The sequence below is a fragment of the Rhodococcus sp. P1Y genome (assembly GCF_003641205.1).
GTDB lineage: Bacteria > Actinomycetota > Actinomycetes > Mycobacteriales > Mycobacteriaceae > Rhodococcoides.
In genome coordinates, this window is sequence record NZ_CP032762.1 from 4,110,619 (window position 1) to 4,132,546 (window position 21,928).

Sequence of the window (21,928 nt, forward strand, 5' to 3'; positions counted from 1 at the left end):
GTTCAGAGCAACGAGCGCAGCTTTCCCGCGAGAACGTCCCAGCGCCAATTGTTTTCGACCCAGCTACGGCCCGCGTTTCCCATGGACGCGGCGAGCGCGCGATCGGACAGGATCGTTGCAACGGCATCGGTGATCTGTTCGACCGAACGACCGTCGACGACGAGCCCGGTCTTGTTCTGCTGCACCGCTTCCGGCGCACCACCGGACATGCCTGCGACCACGGGGACGCCGCACGCCGACGCCTCGAGATAGACGATGCCGAGTCCCTCCACGTCGAGCCCGGCTCCGCGTGTTCGGCTCGGCATGGCGAAGACGTCGGCGATGGTGTGGTGGGCGGCAAGCTCCGCAGAAGGCACTGTGCCGGTGAAGATCACGTGGTCCTGGACGCCTTCCTTGTCGACCAGCGCTCGCAGAGTTCCCTCGTACGGCCCCCCTCCTACGATGACGAGGACCGCGTCGTCGACACGGTCTCGAATCCCTCGTATCGATCGAATGAGGTAGTCCTGGCCCTTGCGCGGGACCAGCCGCGACAGACACAGCACCGTCGGACGATCAGCGAGCCCGTAGCGCGCCCGCAGTTCTTCCCTGGCAGCCGGGTCCGGTGTGAAGCGGTCGGTGTCCACCCCAGGCGGGACGTGTTCCAAAGCGGCACGAGAACCGAATGCCGACGCGAATCGCCCCCTTGTGTACTTGCTCACGTACGTGACCGTGTCGACGGAATTGCCGATCGCCCGCAACGTCGCACGCCCGCCAGGGACCATCGACCAGCCCACCTCGTGGCCGTGCGTGCTCGCGACGATGTTGCCTGCGCCCGCACGCCGAAGCGCAGGCGCCATCACAGCCAACGGGGCTGCGGCTCCGAACCAGGCCGATTCGCAGCCGTGGGACCGGACCAGCTCGGCCGCTCTGCGGGCGACGAGAGGCGTCGGCAGCATGAGTGTCGTCGGATGGCGCACGACCTCGAACGGCTGCTGTGCATCGAACGTGACGTGACTGTCCCCTCGCCACCGGGGCGCGTACACCACCAACTCGTCGGCGGGGAAGCGTGTAGCGAAACTGTGCAGATACGACTGGATTCCACCGGGGCGCGGTGGGAAATCGTTCGTCACCAGCAGGGTCCGACGCATGAGACAACCGTAGGTCAGGACGACTGCTCGACCACCCACGACCCCCATGCCTGCAAAAAGTCCTCGGCGCTCGAACCCGTGGCCGCCCCAATGGCGTCCGCTGTCTCGGCGGCCGACTTCGGTCCGGTCGCGAGACGCTCGTACATGTTCGACAGGACTGGTTCACCGAACCGTTCTGCGACGAACGCACAGACCGACCACGCGGACTCGTACGCGAGAGTCGATCTCGATCCGCCCGCTGCGAAGTCCGAGTCCTCAGGAAGGACGATAGGCGGTCCGCCGACAGCCACGACTCGGCTCAACGTCGGCGCGATCCGTGCGAACGGAACGCCGGATCCTCGGTAACCGGAGTAGTCGGCGAATCCTTCCAGCATCCACATCGGCGAACCGTCGACGGTGTCGGCGCGTGCTGCGACGTGGGTCAGCTCGTGGCGCAGAACAGACCGCGTGGTGAACTCGGACAATCGTTCCAGCGCCGCAGGACTGAACACGATTCGCTGTCCAGTCACAGGCGCCCCCGGGACCACCGCATCCGAGACCGTCACAGCAGCAACGTCGGCTGCTGCCGACGCATCGCCTGCAGACGCCGCGAACTCCTCTACCGAATCCGACACGAAAACAAGGGCAGTGCGCGACCATCGGTCGCCGTAGAAGTCCGAGACCGCATCGACTGCCGCCGGCAGTTCGGCTGCGAGATTGTCGACGAGCACCGACCGGTCAGGATGGCCCACAACGACGGACACTCCGCCCGAGGTCGGTACCGACCGTGTGATCACGGGCCCGAAATCCCAGGGACCGCGCCACGTAGTGCGCTCGATACCAGGAATATCCGCGTCGGACACGACCTTCCACTCGTCGTCGCGTTCGGCGACCAGAAGCGAGACCTGGCGCGAAGTCGGTTCGGCATCGGGTCCCGAGACCGCGTAACGCAGTACGACCGACGGCGCCCACACATCGGCGGCGTCGAGCGGACCTGCCACTTCCGACGGAACCGGGGTTTCGGGCTCGTCGAGCAGCTCGTAGCTCCAGTCCGTCAGTGGTAGTGCCGAGACAGCAGCAGCTCGTCGGATCTCGGACTGTACGAATTGTTCGCTTGCCGCTGGATCGAGCGTCGCTTTCAGCGCGTCGACGTCGTTGCTGCGGATCGCATCCGCCCACCGGTCGAGAACGTCCTGTGTGCCTTCGCGGCGCTGCGTCTCGTAGGGGCTGGACGAAGCGGTGGACGTCGGTGAATCCGATTGCGTGGATCCGGGTGACGTGCCGTCCGCGGCGCACCCGGACACGACCAAGCCGCAGCAGAGAACGGAGACGATCAGGCGCGACGGACGTGAAATCACTGCGGAGGAGCCGACCCAGCGGTCAGTAGCGGCGTGCGCCGTAGTACGGGAACGACGCCATCGACTGCACCTTCACCGGAACGCCGAACGTCGACGCATGCAGTACGTTGCCGTTTCCTGCATACAGCCCGACGTGGGATGCATCCGGATAGAACAGCACGACGTCGCCTGGTTGCAGGTCCTTCTGATCGATAGGGGTTCCACCTGACGCCTGTGCTTGGCTGGACCGCGGAAGGGTCTTGCCGACCTGCTTGTACGCCCACACCACAAGCCCGGAGCAGTCGAATCCGTCTGGCCCAGTCGCTCCCCACACATACGGCTTGCCGATCTGCGTGAGTCCGGCCTGCAGAGCACCCGAACTCGAGCCTGGAACGAGAGTGGACAAGATCTTGGACAGGTCGAATCCCGGCGGGAGTGGCGAACCGGCGAGATCGGCCTGCTCTGCTCCTGAGAGGGCGTTGAAGCTCGCGATGACCTCTGCCATCTGACCCTGCAGTTCGCTCTGCTTGGACTGCAGATCGTCACTGACGACCTTGGCCTGTTCGGCGGCTGTCCGCGCAGTGTCCGCGGCAAGCCGTGCGGCTTCCTCGGCTGCTGCAGCGTCGGACGTAGCCTGCTTGAAAAGCTCGACCTGACGCGCGGTCTCCGCTGAGATGATGTCGAGCGCCGACATCTGGTCGAGAAGCTGTTGGGGCGAATCGCTCACCATCACCGCGAACAGACGGTTGGTGCGGCCGCCCTGGTAGTTGACGTTGGCAACCTTGTCCACAGCCGGCTTCAGCTGCGCGAGCGCGGCCTCCGCCGCATCGAACGCTTGCTGATGAACCGTGACGGCAGCTTCGGCGTCGCGCTGTGCGACTGTTTTCGCCTCCAGATCGATCTCTGCGTTGTGCAACGCTTCGTTCGTTTGCTCCGACTCCCTCGACAGGTCCGCCAGTCGGGTCTGCGCATCGGAAGAACTGTCGACGCCCGGCTGCGCGGTGGCCGGAATGGTCGGCGCGACCATCAGGCAAGCCGCCAGGGCCGCCGCGGCGAGAATGCTCCGTTTGGAGCGGGTGATGCGCTTGATCGTCGGTGTCGCCACGGAAGGTGACTCTCCGTTCCTAGCAGGTGGATCGAACGAGATGAAGTTTCGGCGTGTTCTGCACCCGACGGCCGTCCCGTCTGGAACCAGCCGAATGCAGAAAACAAACCCTACCCACTGGTAACGCACCGCGGGCAGGAATGCAGTCGGAAAGATCGGGCCTGGGTGAACCTTGGGATTCTTCACCAATCCCCGATGGTCTCGGCAAGGTTACGGAACGGTGTCGTCGTAGTCCATCCGGACCGCATTTGCTCCGAAAAAGAGAACAGCACCAGATGGCGCCGCCTCGCGACACAATCTGGTGCTGCTCATCCTGCAGTTCATCGAAATCAGTAGCGACGCGCTCCGTCGAACGGCATCGAGGAGACCGGGGCGACCTTCACGGGGACACCGGACGTCGACGCGTGAATGACGTTGCCGCCACCCGCGTAGATGCCCGAGTGGGAACCGCCGTAGAAGGACACGACGTCACCTGGCTGGAGGTCGGCCTGCGAAACCGGAGTTCCGGCAGCGGCCTGGTCGTAGCTGGTGCGAGGCAGGCTGATTCCGGCCTGCTTGTACGCCCACTGGACGAGTCCCGAGCAATCGAACGAGTTCGGGCCCGATGCGCCGTAGACATAGGGCGCGCCGATCTTGGACTCTGCAGCCTGCACGGCCTTGGCAGCCGGGGTCACCTGCGGAGCCACCGGAGCCGGAACACCGGGGAGGCCCGGGATTGCGGTCGGAAGCGGCGGAAGACCTGGAATTTCCGGAACCTCGAACGTACCGATTCCGGGGATGGTGATGGGGGCCGCCATTGCGGGGGCTGCGGGAAGAACTACCACGCCGGCAGTGATCGCGCCGGCTACGAGTATTCGTCGCAATGAGCGGGGAGAAGTGTGTGACGCCACGAGAAGGGGATGCTCCGTTTCTTCCAATCATCCGCCGACCGAGTTAGCTGACGGGTTCGGGCTGGGAAGATCAGCCCTACCCACTCGACCGCGTATTGCGATCGAAGCAGGATTCACCCCAGTGGAAATCGGGTTCCCGGTACGGGCACTCTCACGAGTGGTCCCGATTAGGCGGTGACTTGCGACGCCGCTCCGGTTTGGATTGGCGAGACTCCGCAAGGTCTCAGGAAGATTACGAAATGGCATACCCCTGTGTCGACCCCAACGCGCCGAAGATCCGAAATCAGCCCGTTTCGGCGCTAGATCGCGCGCCTTCCGTCCGGTGTGTCACGGCACGATAACGACCCGCCGGTCGAGCCCTCCGCCGAGTCGGTGACAAGCCGTAGGCGAGGCACCAGACCGCCCTCGGCCAACACGTCCATCGCACCCAACTCTTCCTGGTCGAGGGCAATTCGCGGCAGCTTCGATCCGACTCGCGCCTCCACGCCCACAAGCCATCCAGGGGCCCCGAGAAGTACCGTCACGACACAGTCGGCGCATGCGTCACCCCGCACTGCGCAATCACCGCAATCGACGATCATGTGATCCTCATCTCTTTCGTAGGTCAGTACGCGTTTCCGGTCGCTTGTTCACGAACCTAACGTCGCCCTCCGACATGTTCGGGTTCGACGAAGCACGAAGCGCACTCTCGAACCGGCCATGTCGGTACCCGGCTATACCGTCCTGATTCGTGAGCCTGCCGATTCAACTGAGTTTCGACGAACTCGATACTCCGTTGCACCAGACGACCTTCGTCGTCGTGGACCTCGAGACCACGGGCGGCAGCGCGGACACCGAAGCAATCACCGAGATCGGCGCGGTCAAGATCCGAGGCGGGGAAGTCGTCGCCGAATTCGCCACGTTGGTAGACCCCGGCCGATCCATTCCCCCGTACATCGTGGAGTTGACCGGCATCACCACCGCGATGCTGATCGGGGCGCCGCGGATCGAGCGCGTGCTTCCCAGTTTTCTCGAATTCGCACGCGGCTCGGTTCTGGTGGCCCACAACGCCCGTTTCGACATGGGATTCCTGAAGGCTGCCGCGTCGCGGCTCGACATCGCCTGGCCCCGGTTTCAAGTCCTGTGCACGGTCAAGCTCGCGCGACGGGTGCTGACACGCGACGAGGCACCGTCGGTCAAGCTGTCGGCTTTGTCGGCACTGTTCCAAGTGAGCACACAACCGACACACCGGGCACTCGACGATGCACGAGCCACCGTCGATGTTCTGCACGCACTCATCGAGCGGGTGGGTAATCAAGGCGTTCACAGCTACGCAGAGCTCGTGGATTACCTCCCCGGCGTATCGGCGGGGCAACGCGCGAAACGTTCGCTTGCCGCCCACCTACCGAGGTCGCCTGGTGTCTACCTGTTCAAGGGACCGGGCAACGAAGTCCTGTACGTCGGGACATCGACCAATCTGCAGCGGCGTGTTCGCAACTACTTCACCGGCTCGGAGACACGCGGGCGCATGAAAGAGATGGTGGGGCTCGCCGTCGACGTCGATTACGTCGAATGCGCCCACGGACTCGAAGCGGGCGTTCGAGAGCTGAGATTGTTGTCCGCCCACATCCCGCCGTACAACCGCCGGTCCAAGTTCCCCAAGAAGGGCTGGTGGATCACGATCACGACGGAGGCGTTTCCTCGGTTGTCCGTGGTGCGGACACCCACACCCGATTCGATCGGCCCTTTCACCGCTCGATCCGACGCAGCCGACACCGCAGCCCTGATCGCCGAGTTCTGTGGCATCCGCACATGCACCAATCGAATCCCCCGGTCGACCGTTCACGATTGCCTGCCTGCAGCAGTAGGTGGATGTGCCGCAGCGTCATCCGGTGCCGTCGCACCCGACGAGTACTCCGCAGCACCCGGCCGCTTCGTGACGCTCGCGAAGGGGCTCGACGATCGAGTGCTGTTCACCATCCGCGACAGAATCACAACGCTGGCCGACGCCGAGCTTTTCGAGTCCGCCACCCGCTTGCGAGACAGGCTCGCAATTCTCGCCGATGTCCTGCGCAGAATGCACCGCCTCGGCGCGATCGCAGCGATAACAGAACTCGTCGTCGCGCGCCGAGCCCCGGACGGCGGTTGGGAACTGGCAGTAGTGCGGTACGGCCGGCTCACCGGAGCCGCGATCACGCCGCGGCGGGTTCATCCCATGCCTGTTGTCGAGGCGATCGTTGCCGCAGCCGAAACCGTGATTCCCGACGGCACCCCGCTTCGCGGCGCATCGCCCGAGGAAGTCGGTTTGGTCGCACGATGGCTCGATTCGGACGGCGTCAGAATCGTGCGCACTACGGACGGTTACGGCGAGCCCGTCCACGGGGCAGGTTCGTGGAGGGACTGGTGCATCACCGCCAAGACGGTGTCACGCCGCGAGCGCAACGCAATCGACGATAGCGGCGGACGAGCGTTCTAAGCTTGCTTCACGTGTTCGACGAACTCGTTCGTAGCTGTGAAGGAGCACCATGATCAACGCAATCGTCATGATCGACGCCGAGGCTCACGCGATCCCCGAGACCGCGCAGTCGGTCGCAGACGTGGACGGGGTCACCGAGGTGTACTCGTGCGCCGGAGATGTCGATCTCATCGCGATAGTCAAGGTCCGTGACCACCAACAGATCGCCGAAGTAGTCACACAGCGAATCAACAAGGTTCCCGGCGTCGTCAACACCGCCACCCACATCGCGTTTCAGTCCTACTCCAGCGCGGATATCGAGGCAGGGTTCTCCATCGGCGAGTAGGTCGATCAGTCCAGTTCGTTCGACCGCGCGACCCAACGGTTCAGCAACTCGGAGGTCGCGCCCGAGTCGAGCGCCTCGGCGGCGCGCTCGATCCCGCGCGTTAGCTGCACGTCGAGGGCATGCGGATCGATACCGTCGGAAATACCGTCGAACGCTGTGATTGCTGCGGCGGCGTTGAGAAGAACGGCGTCGCGGACCGGTCCGTCGGCGCCGCCGAAGACCGAGCGCGCGACATCGGCGTTGAATGCCGCATCTCCGCCCTTCAGCGCGTCGATGGGAACAAGATCGAACCCGAAGTTCCGAGGATCGATTGTCGTCGTGGTCACCTGGCCGCCGGAGACGACGTGAACCGTGGTCGTGGTGGACAGAGTGATCTCGTCCAGACCGTCGTCGCCTCGTACCACCAGCGCGCTCGCACCGCGCTCGGCGAAAACGGCCGCAACAACGGGTACGAGCGAATCGAACGCACAGCCGATGAGCCCGGCCCTCGGTCGTCCAGGATTGGTGAGCGGCCCCAATACGTTGAACACCGTCGGGATGCCGATTTCCTTGCGCGGCGGACCTGCAAACCTCAAAGCCGGGTGGTAGACGGGCGCGAAACAGAACCCGATGCCCACCTCGCGCACCGTGGTCGCTACTCCGACCGGACCGAGACCGAACTTCACCCCGAGTGCCTCGAGAACGTCCGTGGTTCCGCTCTGGGAGGACGCGGCGCGGTTTCCGTGTTTCACCACGCGGGCACCTGCTGATGCCGCCACCATCGCTGCCATCGTGGAGATATTGACCGTATCGGCACCGTCGCCGCCCGTTCCCACGACGTCGACCGCCGTGGCGTCGCTGTCCACCAACGTCGCGTGGGCGAGCATGGAATCGGCGAGCCCGCGAACCTCGGCAGGCGTCGGGCCCTTCATCTTGAGCGCGACTCCGAAGGCTGCGATCTGCGCCGCGGTCGCATTGTCCGACATGATCTCGTCCATCGCCCAGCTCGTGTCCTCGCTGGAAAGATCGGCATTCGACGTCAGTGTTCCGAGAATTTTCTTCCAGGATCTGATCGCGTCGACACTCTTCGATGAGGTCATCCTCGGCACATGCCTTTCTCGAGCTCCCGGCGGGCGAGACCCGTACGCACGAAATCCTAGTCAGGGACGCCCGCACCAGCCTCCCCCGGTTGCAAGGCATCCCAGCCCGTGACTATCCCTCCGCGGCGTTGAGCCAACCCGGCCATCCGCGACCGCTCCTGTGAGATGTGCAGCGCATCGACGACCTGAACGCGCTGAAGGGTGACCTCGACGCCGTCCGCCACATCGGCGCGGTACCCGGAGGTCGGGACTTCCGGGGCAGGCGTCGGGTGGGAAACCCGAACATAGTCGTCCTGCGATGCAACTGCCTCGGCGTCGGAGACCGCATCGGCCGGCAGAACCAGGTGGTGCCGGAAGACCGTTTCCTGCGTTTCATTCCACCCTCCCGACGCACTGGCTCGATCCAGCGCCGACGACGCGGACTCGGCGTCGTCGAACGAGAAAGCCACTATCACCAAATCTGCTCTTGTGGGGTCGAGAGGAGCCGGCTTCGCTCGGCGGAAAAGTCGCCGGAACCAGGATCTACCGTCGTTCGTTGCCATTAGGCAAGCCTTCCACGCAACGCTTCCGAACGTCCGCTCCCACCTGTTGAGCTGGCCTTTCGTAGCGGTTCCCGCGTAAGGCCCATGCGGCGACGCGCCAAGACCGGACCCGGGTATGCGTTCGGTACTACGGGCAGTCATACTTCTTTCTGTGACGAGCGCTGTAGGGACTCAAGGATCGGCAATCACCCAACGCGTGCACTCGCTGAACCGTCCCAATATGGTCAGCGTCGGCACCATCGTGTGGCTGTCGAGCGAACTCATGTTCTTCGCTGGACTTTTTGCGATGTACTTCGTCGCGAGGGCGCAAGCGAACGGCAACTGGCCACCGGAACCGACCGAGCTCAACCTCGCGCTTGCCGTCCCGGTCACTGCCGTGTTGATTGCGTCGTCGTTCACCTGCCAGCTCGGTGTGTTCGCCGCCGAGCGAGGTGACGTCTTCGGACTGCGACGCTGGTACATCATCACGCTGGCCATGGGCGCGTTCTTCGTGGCAGGCCAGGGTTACGAGTACTACCACCTGGTGCACGAAGGAACGACATTGTCGTCGAGCGTGTACGGATCGGTCTTCTACATCACGACCGGATTCCACGGACTGCACGTCATCGGCGGACTGATCGCATTCGTATTCCTCATCACGCGAACGCTGGTCAGTAAGTTCACGCCGGCTCAGGCAACCGCCGCGATCGTCGTGTCGTACTACTGGCACTTCGTCGACATCGTCTGGATCGCGCTGTTCGCCACCATCTACTTCGTTCGCTAGTCAACGTTAAAGATCACGTGTTTTCACTTCGCCAACCGCAGCGGACGTCCGGTCTCAGCCCCCGACGTTCGGTCCGTCCCGACACGACAAGGGATAGAAGATGAGTTCATCTCCCCCAGCAGCATCCGGTGACAGCACACATGGACTCGAAGCAGCCGAGTCCGTGTCTGCCGTCAAGAGCCGACGGAAGCGCAAGACCCGCCGTCGTGTGACCGGAGCACTCGTCCTGATGCTGGGTCTCCTCAGCGCTGGATTCCTCGCATCCGCACTCACCCCGACGCCCCAGGTCGCCACTGCCGATCAGGATTCGGCAGCGTTGATCCGCGAAGGCAAGCAGCTCTACGACACGTCTTGCGTTACATGCCACGGCGTGAACCTCCAGGGCGTACAGGATCGTGGGCCCAGCCTCATCGGCGTCGGCGAGGCAGCCGTCTACTTCCAGGTTTCGACCGGTCGTATGCCCGCAGTCCGCAATGAAGCTCAAATCATGCGCAAGCCACCGAAGTTCGACGACAAGCAGGTCGATGCCCTCGGTGCGTACATCCAGGCCAACGGCGGCGGACCCACGGTCATCCGTGACAGCAACGGCGAAATTGCTCAGTCCTCTTTGCAGGGTGGAGACATCGCCAGGGGCAGTGAGTTGTTTCGACTCAACTGCGCGTCCTGCCACAACTTCACCGGTGAGGGTGGCGCGTTGTCCTCGGGCAAGTTCGCCCCCGCTCTCGGGCCTGCCAGCGAGCAGGACATCTACACAGCGATGATCACCGGACCCCAGAACATGCCCAAGTTCTCGGACCGCCAGCTGACCCAGGAGGAGAAGGTCGACATCATCTCCTACGTGAAGTCGGCGCAGGAGACGAAGGCCCCCGGCGGATGGGGTCTCGGCGGCTTCGGACCCGGTACCGAAATGGTCGCCATCTGGGTAGTCGGAATCGCCGCCGTGGTCGGCGCGACACTATGGATCGGATCAAGGTCATGAGCGATGCTGACTCCGGGCGTACCGGCAGCGACCACGCTGACAGCGCAAAGGTCGACAAGGTGGATGTGAACAAGAAGTACACCGACGAAGAACTGGCGGGAATGAGCCGCGACCAGCTGGTCGAGCTCGGCACCAACCTCGACCACGTCGACGTCGCTTTCCGACGTGACCGTTGGGCGGTCAAGGGCACCAAGGCCGAGAAGCGCGCCGAGCGAAGTGTCGCAGCATGGTTCACGCTCGCAGGCATCTCCGCGGTGGCTTTCATTGGTATCTACCTCTTCTGGCCGTGGCAGTACGCGGGCCGCGGCGAGGAGAACTACGACGCGTACTCGCTGTACACGCCTCTCATCGGTCTCACCATGGGCCTCGCCATCCTCGGCGTCGGCGTCGGTGCCGTCCAGTTCACCAAGAAGTTCATTCCCGAAGAGGTTTCGATCCAGGACCGTCACGACGGTGGATCGTCCGAGGTCGACCGTCGGACGGTCGTCGCAGAACTCGGCGACTCGCTCGACACCTCGACGATCGGTCGACGCAAGGTCATCAAGCGTTCGTTGTTCTTCGGTGGTGGAGCTCTCGGAATCATGGCGCTGCTCCCCCTCGGTGGCTTGATCAAGAACCCGTGGGCGGAAGGTGACAAATCTCCGCTCTGGGTCTCGGGCTGGACCCCGCGCTATCCTGGAGAAACGATCTACCTTCGGCGCGACACAGGACGTCCACACGACGTCGTGCTGGTTCGCCCCGAGGATATGGATGCTGGAGCCATGGAGACTGTCTTCCCGTTCCGCGAGGCCGACCGCGACGACGACCACGCGCTACTCGCTTCGCTGCGGGGAATTCGTAACTCCGTAATGCTCATCCGCCTACGCACCGAGGACGCGCAGAAGGTCATCAAGCGCAAGGGTCAAGAAAGCTTCAACTACGGCGACTACTTCGCCTACTCGAAGATCTGCACGCATTTGGGTTGCCCGACCTCCCTGTTCGAGCAGCAGACGAACCGCATTCTGTGCCCATGCCACCAGTCGCAGTTCGATGCACTGGAATATGGCAAGCCGATCTTCGGACCGGCTGCGCGCGCGCTGCCTCAACTTCCGATCACCGTCGACGAGGATGGATTCCTCGTGGCCGACGGCGACTTCATCGAAGCCCTGGGACCCGCCTTCTGGGAGCGTCCCACCGGTAGGGAGAGCTGATTATGAGTCCCTCGTTGCAAACCCTTGCAGCCAAACAGGCCAACGACGTCGACAGTCGCTACCACCTGGCGCCAGGCCTACGTCGACAGATCAACAAGGTCTTTCCGACACACTGGTCCTTCCTTCTCGGTGAGATCGCGCTGTACAGCTTCGTCATCCTGCTGATCTCGGGAGTGTTCCTGACGTTGTTCTTCGACCCTTCGCTCAGCGAAGTCGAGTACAACGGCATCTACGAACCACTCCGCGGTGTGTCGATGTCGCGTGCGTACGAAACAACGCTGAACATCTCGTTCGAGGTGCGCGGCGGACTGTTCATGCGTCAGATTCACCACTGGGCCGCACTGATGTTCGCGTGCTCGATCATCGTGCACATGTTGCGCATCTTCTTCACAGGTGCGTTCCGTCGTCCGCGTGAAGCCAACTGGGTTCTCGGTTGCCTGCTGCTGATCCTCGCGATGTTCGAGGGCTTCTTCGGTTACTCCCTCCCCGACGACCTGCTCTCGGGCACCGGCCTCCGTGCCGCGTTCTCCGGAATCACGATGAGCATTCCGATCGTCGGCACTTGGCTGCACTGGCTGATCTTCGACGGTGACTTCCCCGGCACGATCATCATTCCGCGTCTGTACGTTGCACACGTACTGCTGTTGCCCGCGATCATCCTTGCGTTGATCGCCGCCCACCTCGCGCTGGTCTGGTACCAGAAGCACACCCAGTTCCCCGGACCGGGCCGCACCGAGAAGAACGTCGTCGGCGTTCGTATCCTCCCGGTCTTCGCCGTCAAGTCCGGTGCATTCTTCGCAGTCACCTTCGGTGTGCTGGCGTTGATGGGTGGTCTGTTCCAGATCAACCCGGTGTGGAACCTCGGTCCGTACAACCCGGCCCAGGTGTCCGCAGGATCGCAGCCGGACTTCTACATGATGTGGACAGACGGTCTCGCTCGACTGTGGCCGGCATGGGATATCTACATCGCCGGCCGCTACACGATCCCCGCAGTGTTCGCCGTCGCCCTGATCATGGGTCTGGTGTTCACGGTCATGATTGCGTACCCGTGGATCGAGAAGCGTCTCACCGGTGACACCGCGCACCACAACCTGCTTCAACGCCCGCGCGACGTGCCGGTCCGTACCGCCATCGGCGCAATGGTTCTGGCGTTCTACATCGTGCTCACGCTGTCCTGCGTCAACGACATCATCGCGTACAAGTTCGACATCTCTCTGAACGCGATGACGTGGATCGGACGCATCGGCATGCTGGTGCTTCCTCCGATCGCGTACTTCGTCGCATACCGGTTCTGCATCGGTCTGCAACGCAGCGACCGCCAGGTTCTCGATCACGGAATCGAGACCGGAATCATCAAGCGCCTGCCCCACGGCCAGTACGTCGAGGTTCATCAGCCTCTCGGACCGGTCGACGATCACGGACACCCGATTCCGCTCGAGTACCAGGGCGCTGCCGTTCCGAAGAAGATGAGCAAACTCGGTTCTGCCGGCAAGCCGGGTTCGGGATCGATCTTCCGTCCCGACCCCGTCTCGGAGAGCAAGGCTTTGGAAGAAGCTCTGCACCACGGCGAGGTCGAGCAGCTGACGATGCTGAAGAACTACCAGGCTTCGTTGTACGGCAACGGTTCCAACGGCCATTCGAACGGCAACGGCCACGCCAACGGCAACGGTCATTCGAACGGCAATGGTTCCAACGGACACGCGAACGGCAACGGTCACTCGAACGGCGACGGCGATCATGCTCCCGCCCGCCAGGAGAGCGATAGCGAGCACTAGAAGACAGCTTCACAGCCACAGGGCGGCACCCAACACGGGTGCCGCCCTGTGGCGTTTCTGCGTCTTGCCCAGCGGTCTCGCCCAGCGGTGGCGCCTACCCCGCTCCCCCACCGGCAGCGTGAGCACATTGCAATCGCGTCGAGAAGCGCTGACCCTCGCTCACACTTACCCTCGCATTGTGCGCTGAACGAGCCCAGCACCGTACAACGCGAGGGTAGATCGCCGACGCCCACGCGACCCCATCGCCGACGCCCTACCCGTCACCATCGCCGACACCCACGAGTGTCCCGCTCAGCAATGTCCGCGGCATCGACAGCTGTCCCGGTATTACTATTGGACTCATGGTGAGAATCCCCCTGTCCCCCGAAGAGCTCTCTCGTGGACTGCGACTGGGTGAGCTGCTCCGTGCCACCCGGGGTCAGCGGACCATGACGGAGGTTGCCGGCGAGGCTGGGATCTCGGTGGAGACGCTTCGAAAGATCGAGACCGGCAGAATTCCTACACCGGCGTTCTTCACGGTGTCAGCGCTGTGCAGAGCACTGGGTCTCTCACTCGACGACGTCGCGGCGACGGTGTCGCGCGCTTGTACGCGGGCCGACGCCTCCTGACCCCAGGCACCCTCACATACAACGAAAAGCGCCGACCCCGTGTAACGAGGTCGGCGCTTGTGGAACGTCTAGCCAGCTGGCAGGTCAGTGCTTCTCGGGTCCCACGTGGTACTCGAACACCAGGCCGGCCGCAGCGGACAGGATCAGCACGACTCCGAACGCAATGAGCCACCACAGGAAGAACGCGAACCCGATGGCGGTGACGGAAGCGGCGCCCGCGAGAACGATCGGCCAGAAGCTGCCGGGGCTGAAGAAGCCCAGGTCACCAGCTCCATCGCTGATTTCGGCGTCATCGAAGTCCTCGGGACGCGTGTCGAGACGCCTCGCGACGAACCGGAAGTAAGTTCCGATGATCAGCGTTAGACCGACCGACAGAGCGATGGCCGTAACACCTGCCCATTCGACGCCGGTGCGCGAGAAGCCGGTGAAGAGGGCGTACACGATCCCGACGAGAAGAAAGAAGACAGTCAGGATCTCGAAGATCTTGGCTTCGATTTTCATTTCAGCAATCTTCCTGGGTCAGTTGCCTTCGGCGACGGATTCGGACTTGAGTCCACGATCCGTCGTGAACGGGTAGGTGCTGGTGGCGACCGGAGACTGGCCGATCGCTTCGAGAGCTTGAGCGTTGGTCAAACCTTCTCCACCGTCGGACTCCGGTTTACGGAGTTCGATGTACTCCTGGAAGTCGTCCGGGGACACCGCACGAACCTCGAAGTTCATCATGGAGTGGAACGTGCCGCACATTTCGGTGCAACGTCCGACGAACGCACCCTCACGCTCGATCTCGGAGATCTGGAAAACGTTGTCCGAGTGGTTTTCCTTCGGGTTGGGAAGGACGTCGCGCTTGAACAGGAACTCCGGAACCCAGAAACCGTGAATGACATCCGAAGACGCGAGCACGAACTCGATTCGCTTGCCAGTCGGGAGAACCAGGACCGGGATCTCGTTGCTCGTGCCAACGGTCTCGATCTGGTTGTAATGCAGGTAGGAAAGATCCTGCGGGCTGACGCCGTGGATTGCTCCTGGAACGAATTCACCGTCTTCGCTGCCTTCGGCCTCACCCTCGGGCGGAGTCGCGGCTGCTTCGGCTGCTTCTTGAGCTTCGACGTCGGTGCCGTCGTACTTGGCGACGCCGTCCTTGAGGTCGACCGTCTGGTAGCCGAACTTCCAGTTCCACTGATACGCCGTCACATCGACCGTGACGTCGGGGTTCGGCTGCTTCTCGTCGACGTAGTTCTGCACGACGACGGTGAAGTAGAACAGCACCGCGATGATGACGAAAGGAACCGCTGTGTAGAAGAGCTCCAGCGGGACGTTGTACGCCGTCTGGCGTGGGAACTCCGGCGAATCCTTCTTCTTACGGTGGAAGATGACCACCCAGAAGATCAGAGCCCACACGATGATGCCCATGATCAGGGCTGCCACCACGGACCACGTCCACAATTCGCGAATCGACTTCCCCTGGGGAGTGACTCCCACCGGAAAGCCGAAGCGCAGGACCTCGTTGTCGATGGAACAGCCCGACAACAGCAACGCGGCTACGCCGAGAAATGCTGTCAGCCCGGCTCGCCGAAGGATCCGACTCTGCGCCACGTTCACGCCTTCCTGATCGCTCACCACTGAAGAATGAGGGCCTCCACATGCGGATGCCCTAGTACTACGCAGCGTAGACCAAAGCGGTCGCAACTCCACTGTCGGGTCGTTACCTTTCTTCGTCCGTGTCTACGGCATACTCGTACTTTCCGTGCCGCCACGGGCGTCATGCACGATCGCCAGTGCCGGCACTACTCCCGATTGCGAAACGAGGTAGTAGACGCTGTGTGTGGACTACTGGGTGTTCTGACGTCGACCGGCACCGACGCTGCGGGAGTCGAACTCGTCGAGGGCGCCATGCACTGCATGCGTCACCGCGGCCCCGACGAGCCCGGAACGTGGCACGACGACGACGTCATCTACGGGTTCAACCGACTGTCGATCATCGACATCGAGCATTCTCACCAGCCGCTTCGCTGGGGTCCGCCCGAGAATCCGACCCGTTATGCACTGACGTTCAACGGCGAGATCTACAACTACCTCGAGTTGCGCGAAGAACTGACCCGCGAGCACGGTGCGGAGTTCTTCACCGAGGGGGACGGCGAGTCCATCGTCGCAGCGTTCCATTACTGGGGCACCGAGGCTGTTCGACGCCTCCGCGGCATGTTCGCCTTCGCCATCTGGGACACCGATACTCGTGAGCTGTTTCTGGCACGCGACCCGTTCGGAATCAAGCCGTTGTTCGTTGCCACCGGCACCGGCGGCACAGCGTTCGGTAGCGAGAAGAAGAGCCTGCTGGAATTGACCGATCTCATCGGAATCGGAACCGAACTCGACCCACGCGCGATCGAGCACTACACAGTCCTTCAGTACGTACCCGAACCCGAGACCCTCCATACCGAGATTCGCCGTCTCGAATCCGGCAGCTACGCCACGCTCACCCCGGGTGCCGAGCTGAAGATCACGCGCTATTTCACACCGAAGTTCCCGGTGAAGCCGTTCGCGCCCGGTTCCGAGTCGGCTCGATACCAGGAGATCGCCGAAGCCCTGGAAGATTCCGTTGCCAAGCACATGCGCGCCGACGTCACGGTTGGCTCCTTTCTCTCCGGCGGAATCGACTCGACTGCCATCGCTGCGCTGGCGATTCGTCACAACCCGAACCTCATCACGTTCACTACCGGCTTCGAACGCGAGGGGTACTCCGAGGTCGATGTCGCGGCCGAGTCCGCTGCGGCCATCGGCGCACGCCACGTCGTCAAGGTCGTCGGCCCTGCCGAGTTCGCCGCCTCCATTCCCGAGATCGTGTGGTATCTCGACGACCCGGTCGCCGACCCGGCGCTGATTCCGCTCTACTTCGTCGCGAAAGAAGCGCGCAAACACGTCAAGGTCGTGCTGTCCGGCGAGGGCGCAGACGAACTGTTCGGCGGTTACACGATCTACCGGGAACCGTTGTCGCTCAAACCATTCGAATACCTCCCCAAGGGACTTCGCCGGGCCGCGGGCGCACTGAGCGACAAAATTCCTGACGGGACGCGCGGCAAGAGCCTTCTCCATCGCGGTTCGATGTCCCTCGAGGAGCGTTATTACGGCAACGCCCGCAGTTTCGGCGACGCGCAACTCAGGGCTGTGCTCCGCGACTTCCGGCCCGAGTGGACGCACACCGACGTCACATCACCGATCTACGCACAGTCCCGCGGCTGGGATCCAGTGGCACGGATGCAGCACCTCGACCTGTTCACGTGGCTGCGAGGCGACATCCTCGTCAAGGCCGACAAGATCACGATGGCCAACTCGCTGGAACTGCGTGTGCCGTTTCTCGACAACGAGGTCTTCGCCGTCGCGGAGAAGCTGCCGCTGGAACAGAAAATCACCAAGGACACCACGAAGTACGCACTCCGACAGGCGCTGGAGGGGATCGTCCCTGCCCATGTTCTGCACCGTGCGAAGCTCGGCTTCCCAGTGCCACTTCGGCATTGGCTGCGCGGCACGGAACTCTTCGACTGGGCGCATCAGCAGATCGCGGAGTCCGAGACCGATCACATTCTGAACAAGGCCGCTGTCACCGCGATGCTGAACGAGCATCGAGACGGCAAATCCGACCACAGTCGACGCCTCTGGACGGTGTTGATCTTCATGGTGTGGCACGGCATCTTCGTCGAGAAGCGCATCGTGCCCGAGATTGCCGAGCCCACGTACCCCGTCGATCTCTGAAGACCTGTTCGCATGAAAACGGCCCGTGGCGATCGCCACGGGCCGTTCGTGTGTTGGAAGTTAGATCAAGCAGGCAGAAGTGCGCCGATTTCGTCGGCGGCCGTCGAACCGTAGGCCGCGCCCAGACGTTTGAGCGCATCGTCACGGACGAACGTCCATTCCTGCGTGCCGGTTGTTTCTAGAACCAGCACGGCGACGAGCGATCCGAGCTGTGCAGCGCGCTCCACCGATGCTCCAGCCAGATGAGCGACGAGGAAACCGGCACGGAAGCCGTCGCCGACACCCGTGGGGTCGACCTTGCTCGTCTCGGGCACGACGTCGACGTGTGTTGTGGTTCCGTCGGCGGAGACGATCTCGACGCCGGATTTGCCCAACGTGGTGACTCGAATGCCCACCTTGGCCTCGAGCTCGGCCTCGGACAACCCGGTCTTCTGACGAAGCAGGCCCCACTCGTATTCGTTGGTGAACAGGTATGCAGCGCCGTCGATCAGCGCAGACGCTTGCTCGCCGCTCAGACGAGCCAGCTGCTGCGACGGATCAGCTGCGAACGGGATGCCCGCGGTCCGGCATTGTTCGGTGTGAGCGAGCATGGCGTCCGGATCGTTGGCTCCGATCAGGACGAGTTCGAGTGGCGTCTTGGATGCGAGGTCGATGATCGAGATTTCGCGAGCTTCGCTCATCGCACCGGGATAGAACGACGCGATCTGTGCCATGTCCTCGTCGGTGGTGCACACGAATCGCGCAGTGTGAGCGGTGGACGACACACGGACTCCGTCGCAATCCACCCCGTTGGACTCCAACCACGACCGGTATTCGGCGAAGTCCGGTCCCACTGCGCCGACCAGCAGCGGAGAACCGCCGAGGACGCCGAGTGCATACGCGATGTTTCCGCCGACTCCACCCTTGCGAATCACCAGATCGTCGACGAGAAAACTGAGCGAAATGTTCTTCAACTGGTCCGCAACCAACTGGTCGGCGAACTTGCCTGGGAATCGCATCAGGTGATCGGTCGCTATGGATCCCGATACCGCGAGAGTCACGTGCTTGGGCCTTTCGGTCGTGTAGCCGGCAGAACACCCATGCTAGACCGAAGGCGTTCCGCGCAGGGCGAGGAAAAAGTGAGTGAACACACTTCTGACCGGTACCCGCGGAGCGAATACCGGTCAGACGTGACGACGATCGAGCGTCAGTTGAACGAATCACCACAGGCGCATGAGCCTGTCGCGTTCGGGTTGTCGATCGTAAAGCCCTGCTTCTCGATGGTGTCGACGAAATCGATGGAAGCACCTTCGACGTACGGAGCGCTCATCCGGTCGACTGCGAGCGTGACTCCGTTGAAGTCCACTGCGAGGTCGCCGTCGAGGCTACGGTCGTCGAAGAAGAGCTGATAGCGCAGTCCTGCACAGCCGCCAGGCTGAACAGCAATACGCAACGCGAGATCATCGCGGCCTTCTTGATCCAGCAACGCCTTGGCCTTGGACGACGCAGCTTCTGTCATCGTGACCTTGTGCGTGATGGTCTCGTTCGAGACGGTCATGGGCTCTCCCTGTCAGTCGTACCAAACCCGTGAACGCCTCAACCGTACTCCGGATGCAGTTATTCCTCACGGTCCGTACGCGGTCGGACGAGAAGATCGAGCGGAGAACGATCCCGCCACCTCTCGTGCAAGCAATTCGAGCTGGTGTTCGGCGTCCGACATCGACTTTTCCACCGATCCGGCGAACTCGGTGATCGAGTACGCAGCGGTGATTCCCGTCGAGTGCAGCTGGGCGTCGTCGAGCTGCACCTGACCTGCGAACACCAGCGTCTGCACACCTGAGCCTGCTCCCGCCGTTGCCAGACGGGTCACCAATTTGCCGCGCAATGACTGACTGTCGAACTTGCCCTCCCCCGTCAGGACGAGGTCGACGGTAGCCAGCAGGGCACTCTGGTCGGTCACTTCGGCGACCACCGATGCGCCGGACTCGCTCCGCCCGCCGAGCGCGAAGAGTGCGGCACCGATGCCTCCGGCTGCGCCTGCGCCCGACAGGTCGGCCACGTTTCGTCCACACTCGAGCTCGAGCACCGTCGCCCAATCCCTGTTCAGCTCTTCCAACATGTCGACCAGCGCGGGATCTGCACCCTTCTGTGGACCGAACACGCGCGCCGCGCCGAACTCTCCGAGAAGCGGATTCTCGACGTCTGTCGCGGCCACCAGATCGACGCCGCCCAGCCGCGCCGCCGCCTCGCCCAGTCCACCGAGCGCCCGCACCATCCCTCGCCCGCCGTCGGTACAGCTGCTCCCACCGAGGCCGACGTAGATGGTCGCGACGCCTTCTGCGAGGGCCGCTTCGATCAACTGACCGACGCCGTAGCTGGAGGACTTCAGCGCGCTGTGCGCCGTCGGCGGCCCGCCGAGGACGCCGAGACCACAGGCCGCAGCCGCCTCGATGTACGCGGTAGTGCCGTCGAGCAGCCAGGACGCCGACACGACTTGGCCGAGGGGCCCTTCTACCTCCACCGTGCGCACGGTCCCGCGCCGGCTCGCAACGACGTCCACGAACCCCGGTCCACCGTCGGATTGTGGCGCGAGAATCACGTCGTCGGACGGCCGCGCCGCACTCCATCCTCTGCTTATCGCCGCTGCCGCCTCGGTAGCAGTCAGCGTCTCGCCGAACGAATCGGGTGCAACCATCACTCGCATCGTCAGCAGTGTAGGTCGGTCGCCTTCCGGCGGCACGTCAGCGCTCCGACGTGGCCGGTGTTCTCTGCTGCGTCGCCATCCCATAACCTGGGAGGGTGAAGTTGCTACGTCGCGGAAACTCTGACAATTCGGACGGAGACGACTCGAAATCAACCGAGTCCTCCGCCTCGATCCCGGCTTCGTCCACCGAGGCTGTCGGCAAGGGGCGCCCGACTCCCAAACGCCGTGAGTCCGAGGCGCGACGCCGTGGTCCGGTTGCTCCGCCCCCGATGACGAGCAAGGAAGCCCGCGAGCGCCGAAAGGCGAACAAGGGATCGAAGACCGATCGCAAGCAGGCGTCGGCCGAGCGACGTGCCGCGTCGGCGGAACGCCGCGAGCGCATGCTCGCCGGTGAGGACAAGTACCTGTTGCCTCGCGACAAGGGCCCCGTTCGCGCGTTCGCTCGCGACCTCGTCGATGCCCGACGGAATCTAGTCGGTCTGTTCATGCCACTGGCGTTGCTGCTGATCTTCGCGTTGTTCCTGAGCCCCGCCGTGCAGGCTTTCGTCACCTTGGCCATGTTCGTCATGATGCTGTTCATGGTCATCGAGGGCATTTTCATCGGCCGTCAGATAAACAATCGCGTTCGCGAGCGTTTCCCGGACACCCCCGACGGCGGCTTCAAACTCGGCTGGTACGCATTCGTCCGTGCATCGCAGCTGCGGAAGATGCGCGCGCCCAAGCCCCGCGTCGACCGCGGCGCCGCAGTCTGACGACACGTCCCCACGTGACGTCGGCGACACGCACACTCGTTCTCGGCGGCACGCGGTCGGGCAAGTCGGCGTACGCCGAGAATCTCGTCGCGCACTACGAGCACGTTCGATACGTGGCGACAGGGCGACGAGACCCTTCGGACATCGACTGGGAAGCCCGCATCGACACCCACCGCGCTCGAAGACCGTCGTCGTGGACGACCGTGGAAAGCCCCCGGGGCCTTTCCGATGTTCTTGCGACACCGACTGACTGCGCGACGATCGTCGACGATCTGGGTACGTGGCTCACCGGGGCGATCGACGACCGCGAGGCCTGGGACCTGCCGAGGGGAACGATCACGCCCGAGTCCGATGCACTGGTGAACGCGGTCTCACAAGGAATCGGAACGATGGTCCTGGTGAGCCCCGAGGTCGGCTGGGGTGTTGTTCCCGAAACGCGTTCCGGCCGGTTGTTCCAGGACGAGATGGGCACGCTCAACCGCCGTTTGGCAGCGGTATGCGATTCGGTCGTACTGGTCGTCGCAGGCCAACCCTTGACCTTGAAATCCGCGGTCCAGTGATCGCAGCACCGATGGACCCTCATGACGAAAGGCCC

The 21,928-nt window shown here is 63.2% G+C and carries 22 protein-coding genes and 1 riboswitch; of the genes, 10 read left to right on the top strand and 12 right to left on the bottom strand.

Annotation, left to right across the window (positions count from 1 at the left end):
• Positions 1-2: 2 nt before the first annotated feature.
• The 5 genes from D8W71_RS18890 to D8W71_RS18910 form a co-directional block, all read right to left on the bottom strand.
• Positions 3-1,127 (bottom strand): glycosyltransferase family 4 protein, encoded by a 1,125-nt coding sequence (locus D8W71_RS18890; RefSeq protein WP_121119543.1) that lies wholly within the window; start codon positions 1,125-1,127, stop codon positions 3-5.
• A gap of 14 nt (positions 1,128-1,141) precedes the next feature.
• Positions 1,142-2,464, bottom strand: a complete 1,323-nt coding sequence (locus D8W71_RS18895; RefSeq protein ID WP_121115585.1) for a hypothetical protein — start codon at positions 2,462-2,464, stop codon at positions 1,142-1,144.
• A gap of 22 nt (positions 2,465-2,486) precedes the next feature.
• Positions 2,487-3,470, bottom strand: coding sequence for a C40 family peptidase (locus D8W71_RS18900; RefSeq protein WP_201265431.1), 984 nt, complete (start codon positions 3,468-3,470; stop codon positions 2,487-2,489).
• A 407-nt stretch (positions 3,471-3,877) separates the two neighbouring features.
• Positions 3,878-4,438: a C40 family peptidase gene (locus tag D8W71_RS18905; protein ID WP_201265132.1), complete on the bottom strand. Its 561-nt coding sequence runs from the start codon at positions 4,436-4,438 to the stop codon at positions 3,878-3,880.
• Between the two features lie 16 nt (positions 4,439-4,454).
• Positions 4,455-4,622, bottom strand: a riboswitch (cyclic di-AMP (ydaO/yuaA leader).
• Between the two features lie 115 nt (positions 4,623-4,737).
• A complete protein-coding gene (locus D8W71_RS18910; protein WP_121115591.1) occupies positions 4,738-5,019 on the bottom strand; it encodes a hypothetical protein in 282 nt (93 codons plus the stop codon).
• 149 nt (positions 5,020-5,168) lie between these two features.
• Between D8W71_RS18910 and D8W71_RS18915 the strand changes: the two genes are divergently transcribed.
• Positions 5,169-6,893: a DEDD exonuclease domain-containing protein gene (locus D8W71_RS18915; RefSeq protein ID WP_121115593.1), complete on the top strand. Its 1,725-nt coding sequence runs from the start codon at positions 5,169-5,171 to the stop codon at positions 6,891-6,893.
• A 49-nt stretch (positions 6,894-6,942) separates the two neighbouring features.
• Complete coding sequence (locus tag D8W71_RS18920; RefSeq protein ID WP_121115595.1) at positions 6,943-7,218, top strand: Lrp/AsnC family transcriptional regulator; 276 nt, start codon at positions 6,943-6,945, stop codon at positions 7,216-7,218.
• A 5-nt stretch (positions 7,219-7,223) separates the two neighbouring features.
• On the opposite strand, the gene trpD is transcribed toward D8W71_RS18920, so the two are convergent.
• Both trpD and D8W71_RS18930 read right to left on the bottom strand, forming a co-directional pair.
• A complete protein-coding gene (trpD, locus tag D8W71_RS18925; protein WP_121115597.1) occupies positions 7,224-8,297 on the bottom strand; it encodes an anthranilate phosphoribosyltransferase in 1,074 nt (357 codons plus the stop codon).
• Between the two features lie 56 nt (positions 8,298-8,353).
• Positions 8,354-8,746 carry a hypothetical protein gene (locus D8W71_RS18930; RefSeq protein WP_328588794.1) on the bottom strand — a complete coding sequence of 131 codons (393 nt, stop codon included), beginning with the start codon at positions 8,744-8,746 and terminating at the stop codon, positions 8,354-8,356.
• A 244-nt stretch (positions 8,747-8,990) separates the two neighbouring features.
• On the opposite strand from D8W71_RS18930, the gene ctaE reads away from it, so the two are divergent.
• From ctaE to D8W71_RS18955, 5 genes are all read left to right on the top strand, one after another.
• Positions 8,991-9,602, top strand: coding sequence for an aa3-type cytochrome oxidase subunit III (gene ctaE / locus D8W71_RS18935; protein ID WP_121115601.1), 612 nt, complete (start codon positions 8,991-8,993; stop codon positions 9,600-9,602).
• Positions 9,603-9,702: 100 nt separating this feature from the next.
• Positions 9,703-10,581: a cytochrome bc1 complex diheme cytochrome c subunit gene (gene qcrC, locus D8W71_RS18940; protein ID WP_236077505.1), complete on the top strand. Its 879-nt coding sequence runs from the start codon at positions 9,703-9,705 to the stop codon at positions 10,579-10,581.
• Entirely contained in the window at positions 10,560-11,771 is a 1,212-nt protein-coding gene (qcrA, locus tag D8W71_RS18945; protein ID WP_121115605.1) for a cytochrome bc1 complex Rieske iron-sulfur subunit, read from the top strand. Before qcrC ends, qcrA begins: the two co-directional genes overlap by 22 nt.
• Positions 11,772-11,773: 2 nt before the next feature.
• Positions 11,774-13,546 carry a cytochrome bc1 complex cytochrome b subunit gene (qcrB, locus tag D8W71_RS18950; protein ID WP_121115607.1) on the top strand — a complete coding sequence of 591 codons (1,773 nt, stop codon included), beginning with the start codon at positions 11,774-11,776 and terminating at the stop codon, positions 13,544-13,546.
• 341 nt (positions 13,547-13,887) lie between these two features.
• A complete protein-coding gene (locus D8W71_RS18955; RefSeq protein WP_121115609.1) occupies positions 13,888-14,154 on the top strand; it encodes a helix-turn-helix domain-containing protein in 267 nt (88 codons plus the stop codon).
• Positions 14,155-14,238: 84 nt separating this feature from the next.
• Here D8W71_RS18955 and D8W71_RS18960 read toward each other — a convergent pair whose 3' ends face one another.
• Positions 14,239-14,655 (bottom strand): cytochrome c oxidase subunit 4, encoded by a 417-nt coding sequence (locus tag D8W71_RS18960; RefSeq protein WP_121115611.1) that lies wholly within the window; start codon positions 14,653-14,655, stop codon positions 14,239-14,241.
• Positions 14,656-14,673: 18 nt separating this feature from the next.
• Positions 14,674-15,753, bottom strand: a complete 1,080-nt coding sequence (gene ctaC, locus D8W71_RS18965) for an aa3-type cytochrome oxidase subunit II (RefSeq protein WP_121119545.1) — start codon at positions 15,751-15,753, stop codon at positions 14,674-14,676.
• Positions 15,754-15,972: 219 nt separating this feature from the next.
• On the opposite strand from ctaC, the gene asnB reads away from it, so the two are divergent.
• Positions 15,973-17,898: an asparagine synthase (glutamine-hydrolyzing) gene (asnB, locus tag D8W71_RS18970; protein ID WP_121119547.1), complete on the top strand. Its 1,926-nt coding sequence runs from the start codon at positions 15,973-15,975 to the stop codon at positions 17,896-17,898.
• A 65-nt stretch (positions 17,899-17,963) separates the two neighbouring features.
• Here the strand turns inward: asnB and D8W71_RS18975 are convergent, their stop codons facing one another.
• From D8W71_RS18975 to D8W71_RS18985, 3 genes are all read right to left on the bottom strand, one after another.
• A complete protein-coding gene (locus tag D8W71_RS18975; RefSeq protein ID WP_121115613.1) occupies positions 17,964-18,938 on the bottom strand; it encodes a carbohydrate kinase family protein in 975 nt (324 codons plus the stop codon).
• A 146-nt stretch (positions 18,939-19,084) separates the two neighbouring features.
• Positions 19,085-19,435 carry a HesB/IscA family protein gene (locus D8W71_RS18980; RefSeq protein WP_019665976.1) on the bottom strand — a complete coding sequence of 117 codons (351 nt, stop codon included), beginning with the start codon at positions 19,433-19,435 and terminating at the stop codon, positions 19,085-19,087.
• A 66-nt stretch (positions 19,436-19,501) separates the two neighbouring features.
• On the bottom strand, positions 19,502-20,581 hold the full coding sequence (locus tag D8W71_RS18985) for a glycerate kinase family protein (RefSeq protein WP_121119549.1): 1,080 nt from the start codon (positions 20,579-20,581) through the stop codon (positions 19,502-19,504).
• Between the two features lie 95 nt (positions 20,582-20,676).
• Between D8W71_RS18985 and D8W71_RS18990 the strand changes: the two genes are divergently transcribed.
• Entirely contained in the window at positions 20,677-21,333 is a 657-nt protein-coding gene (locus tag D8W71_RS18990; RefSeq protein WP_121115615.1) for a DUF3043 domain-containing protein, read from the top strand.
• A gap of 14 nt (positions 21,334-21,347) precedes the next feature.
• Entirely contained in the window at positions 21,348-21,893 is a 546-nt protein-coding gene (cobU, locus tag D8W71_RS18995) for a bifunctional adenosylcobinamide kinase/adenosylcobinamide-phosphate guanylyltransferase (RefSeq protein ID WP_121115617.1), read from the top strand.
• The last annotated feature ends 35 nt before the right edge of the window (positions 21,894-21,928 follow it).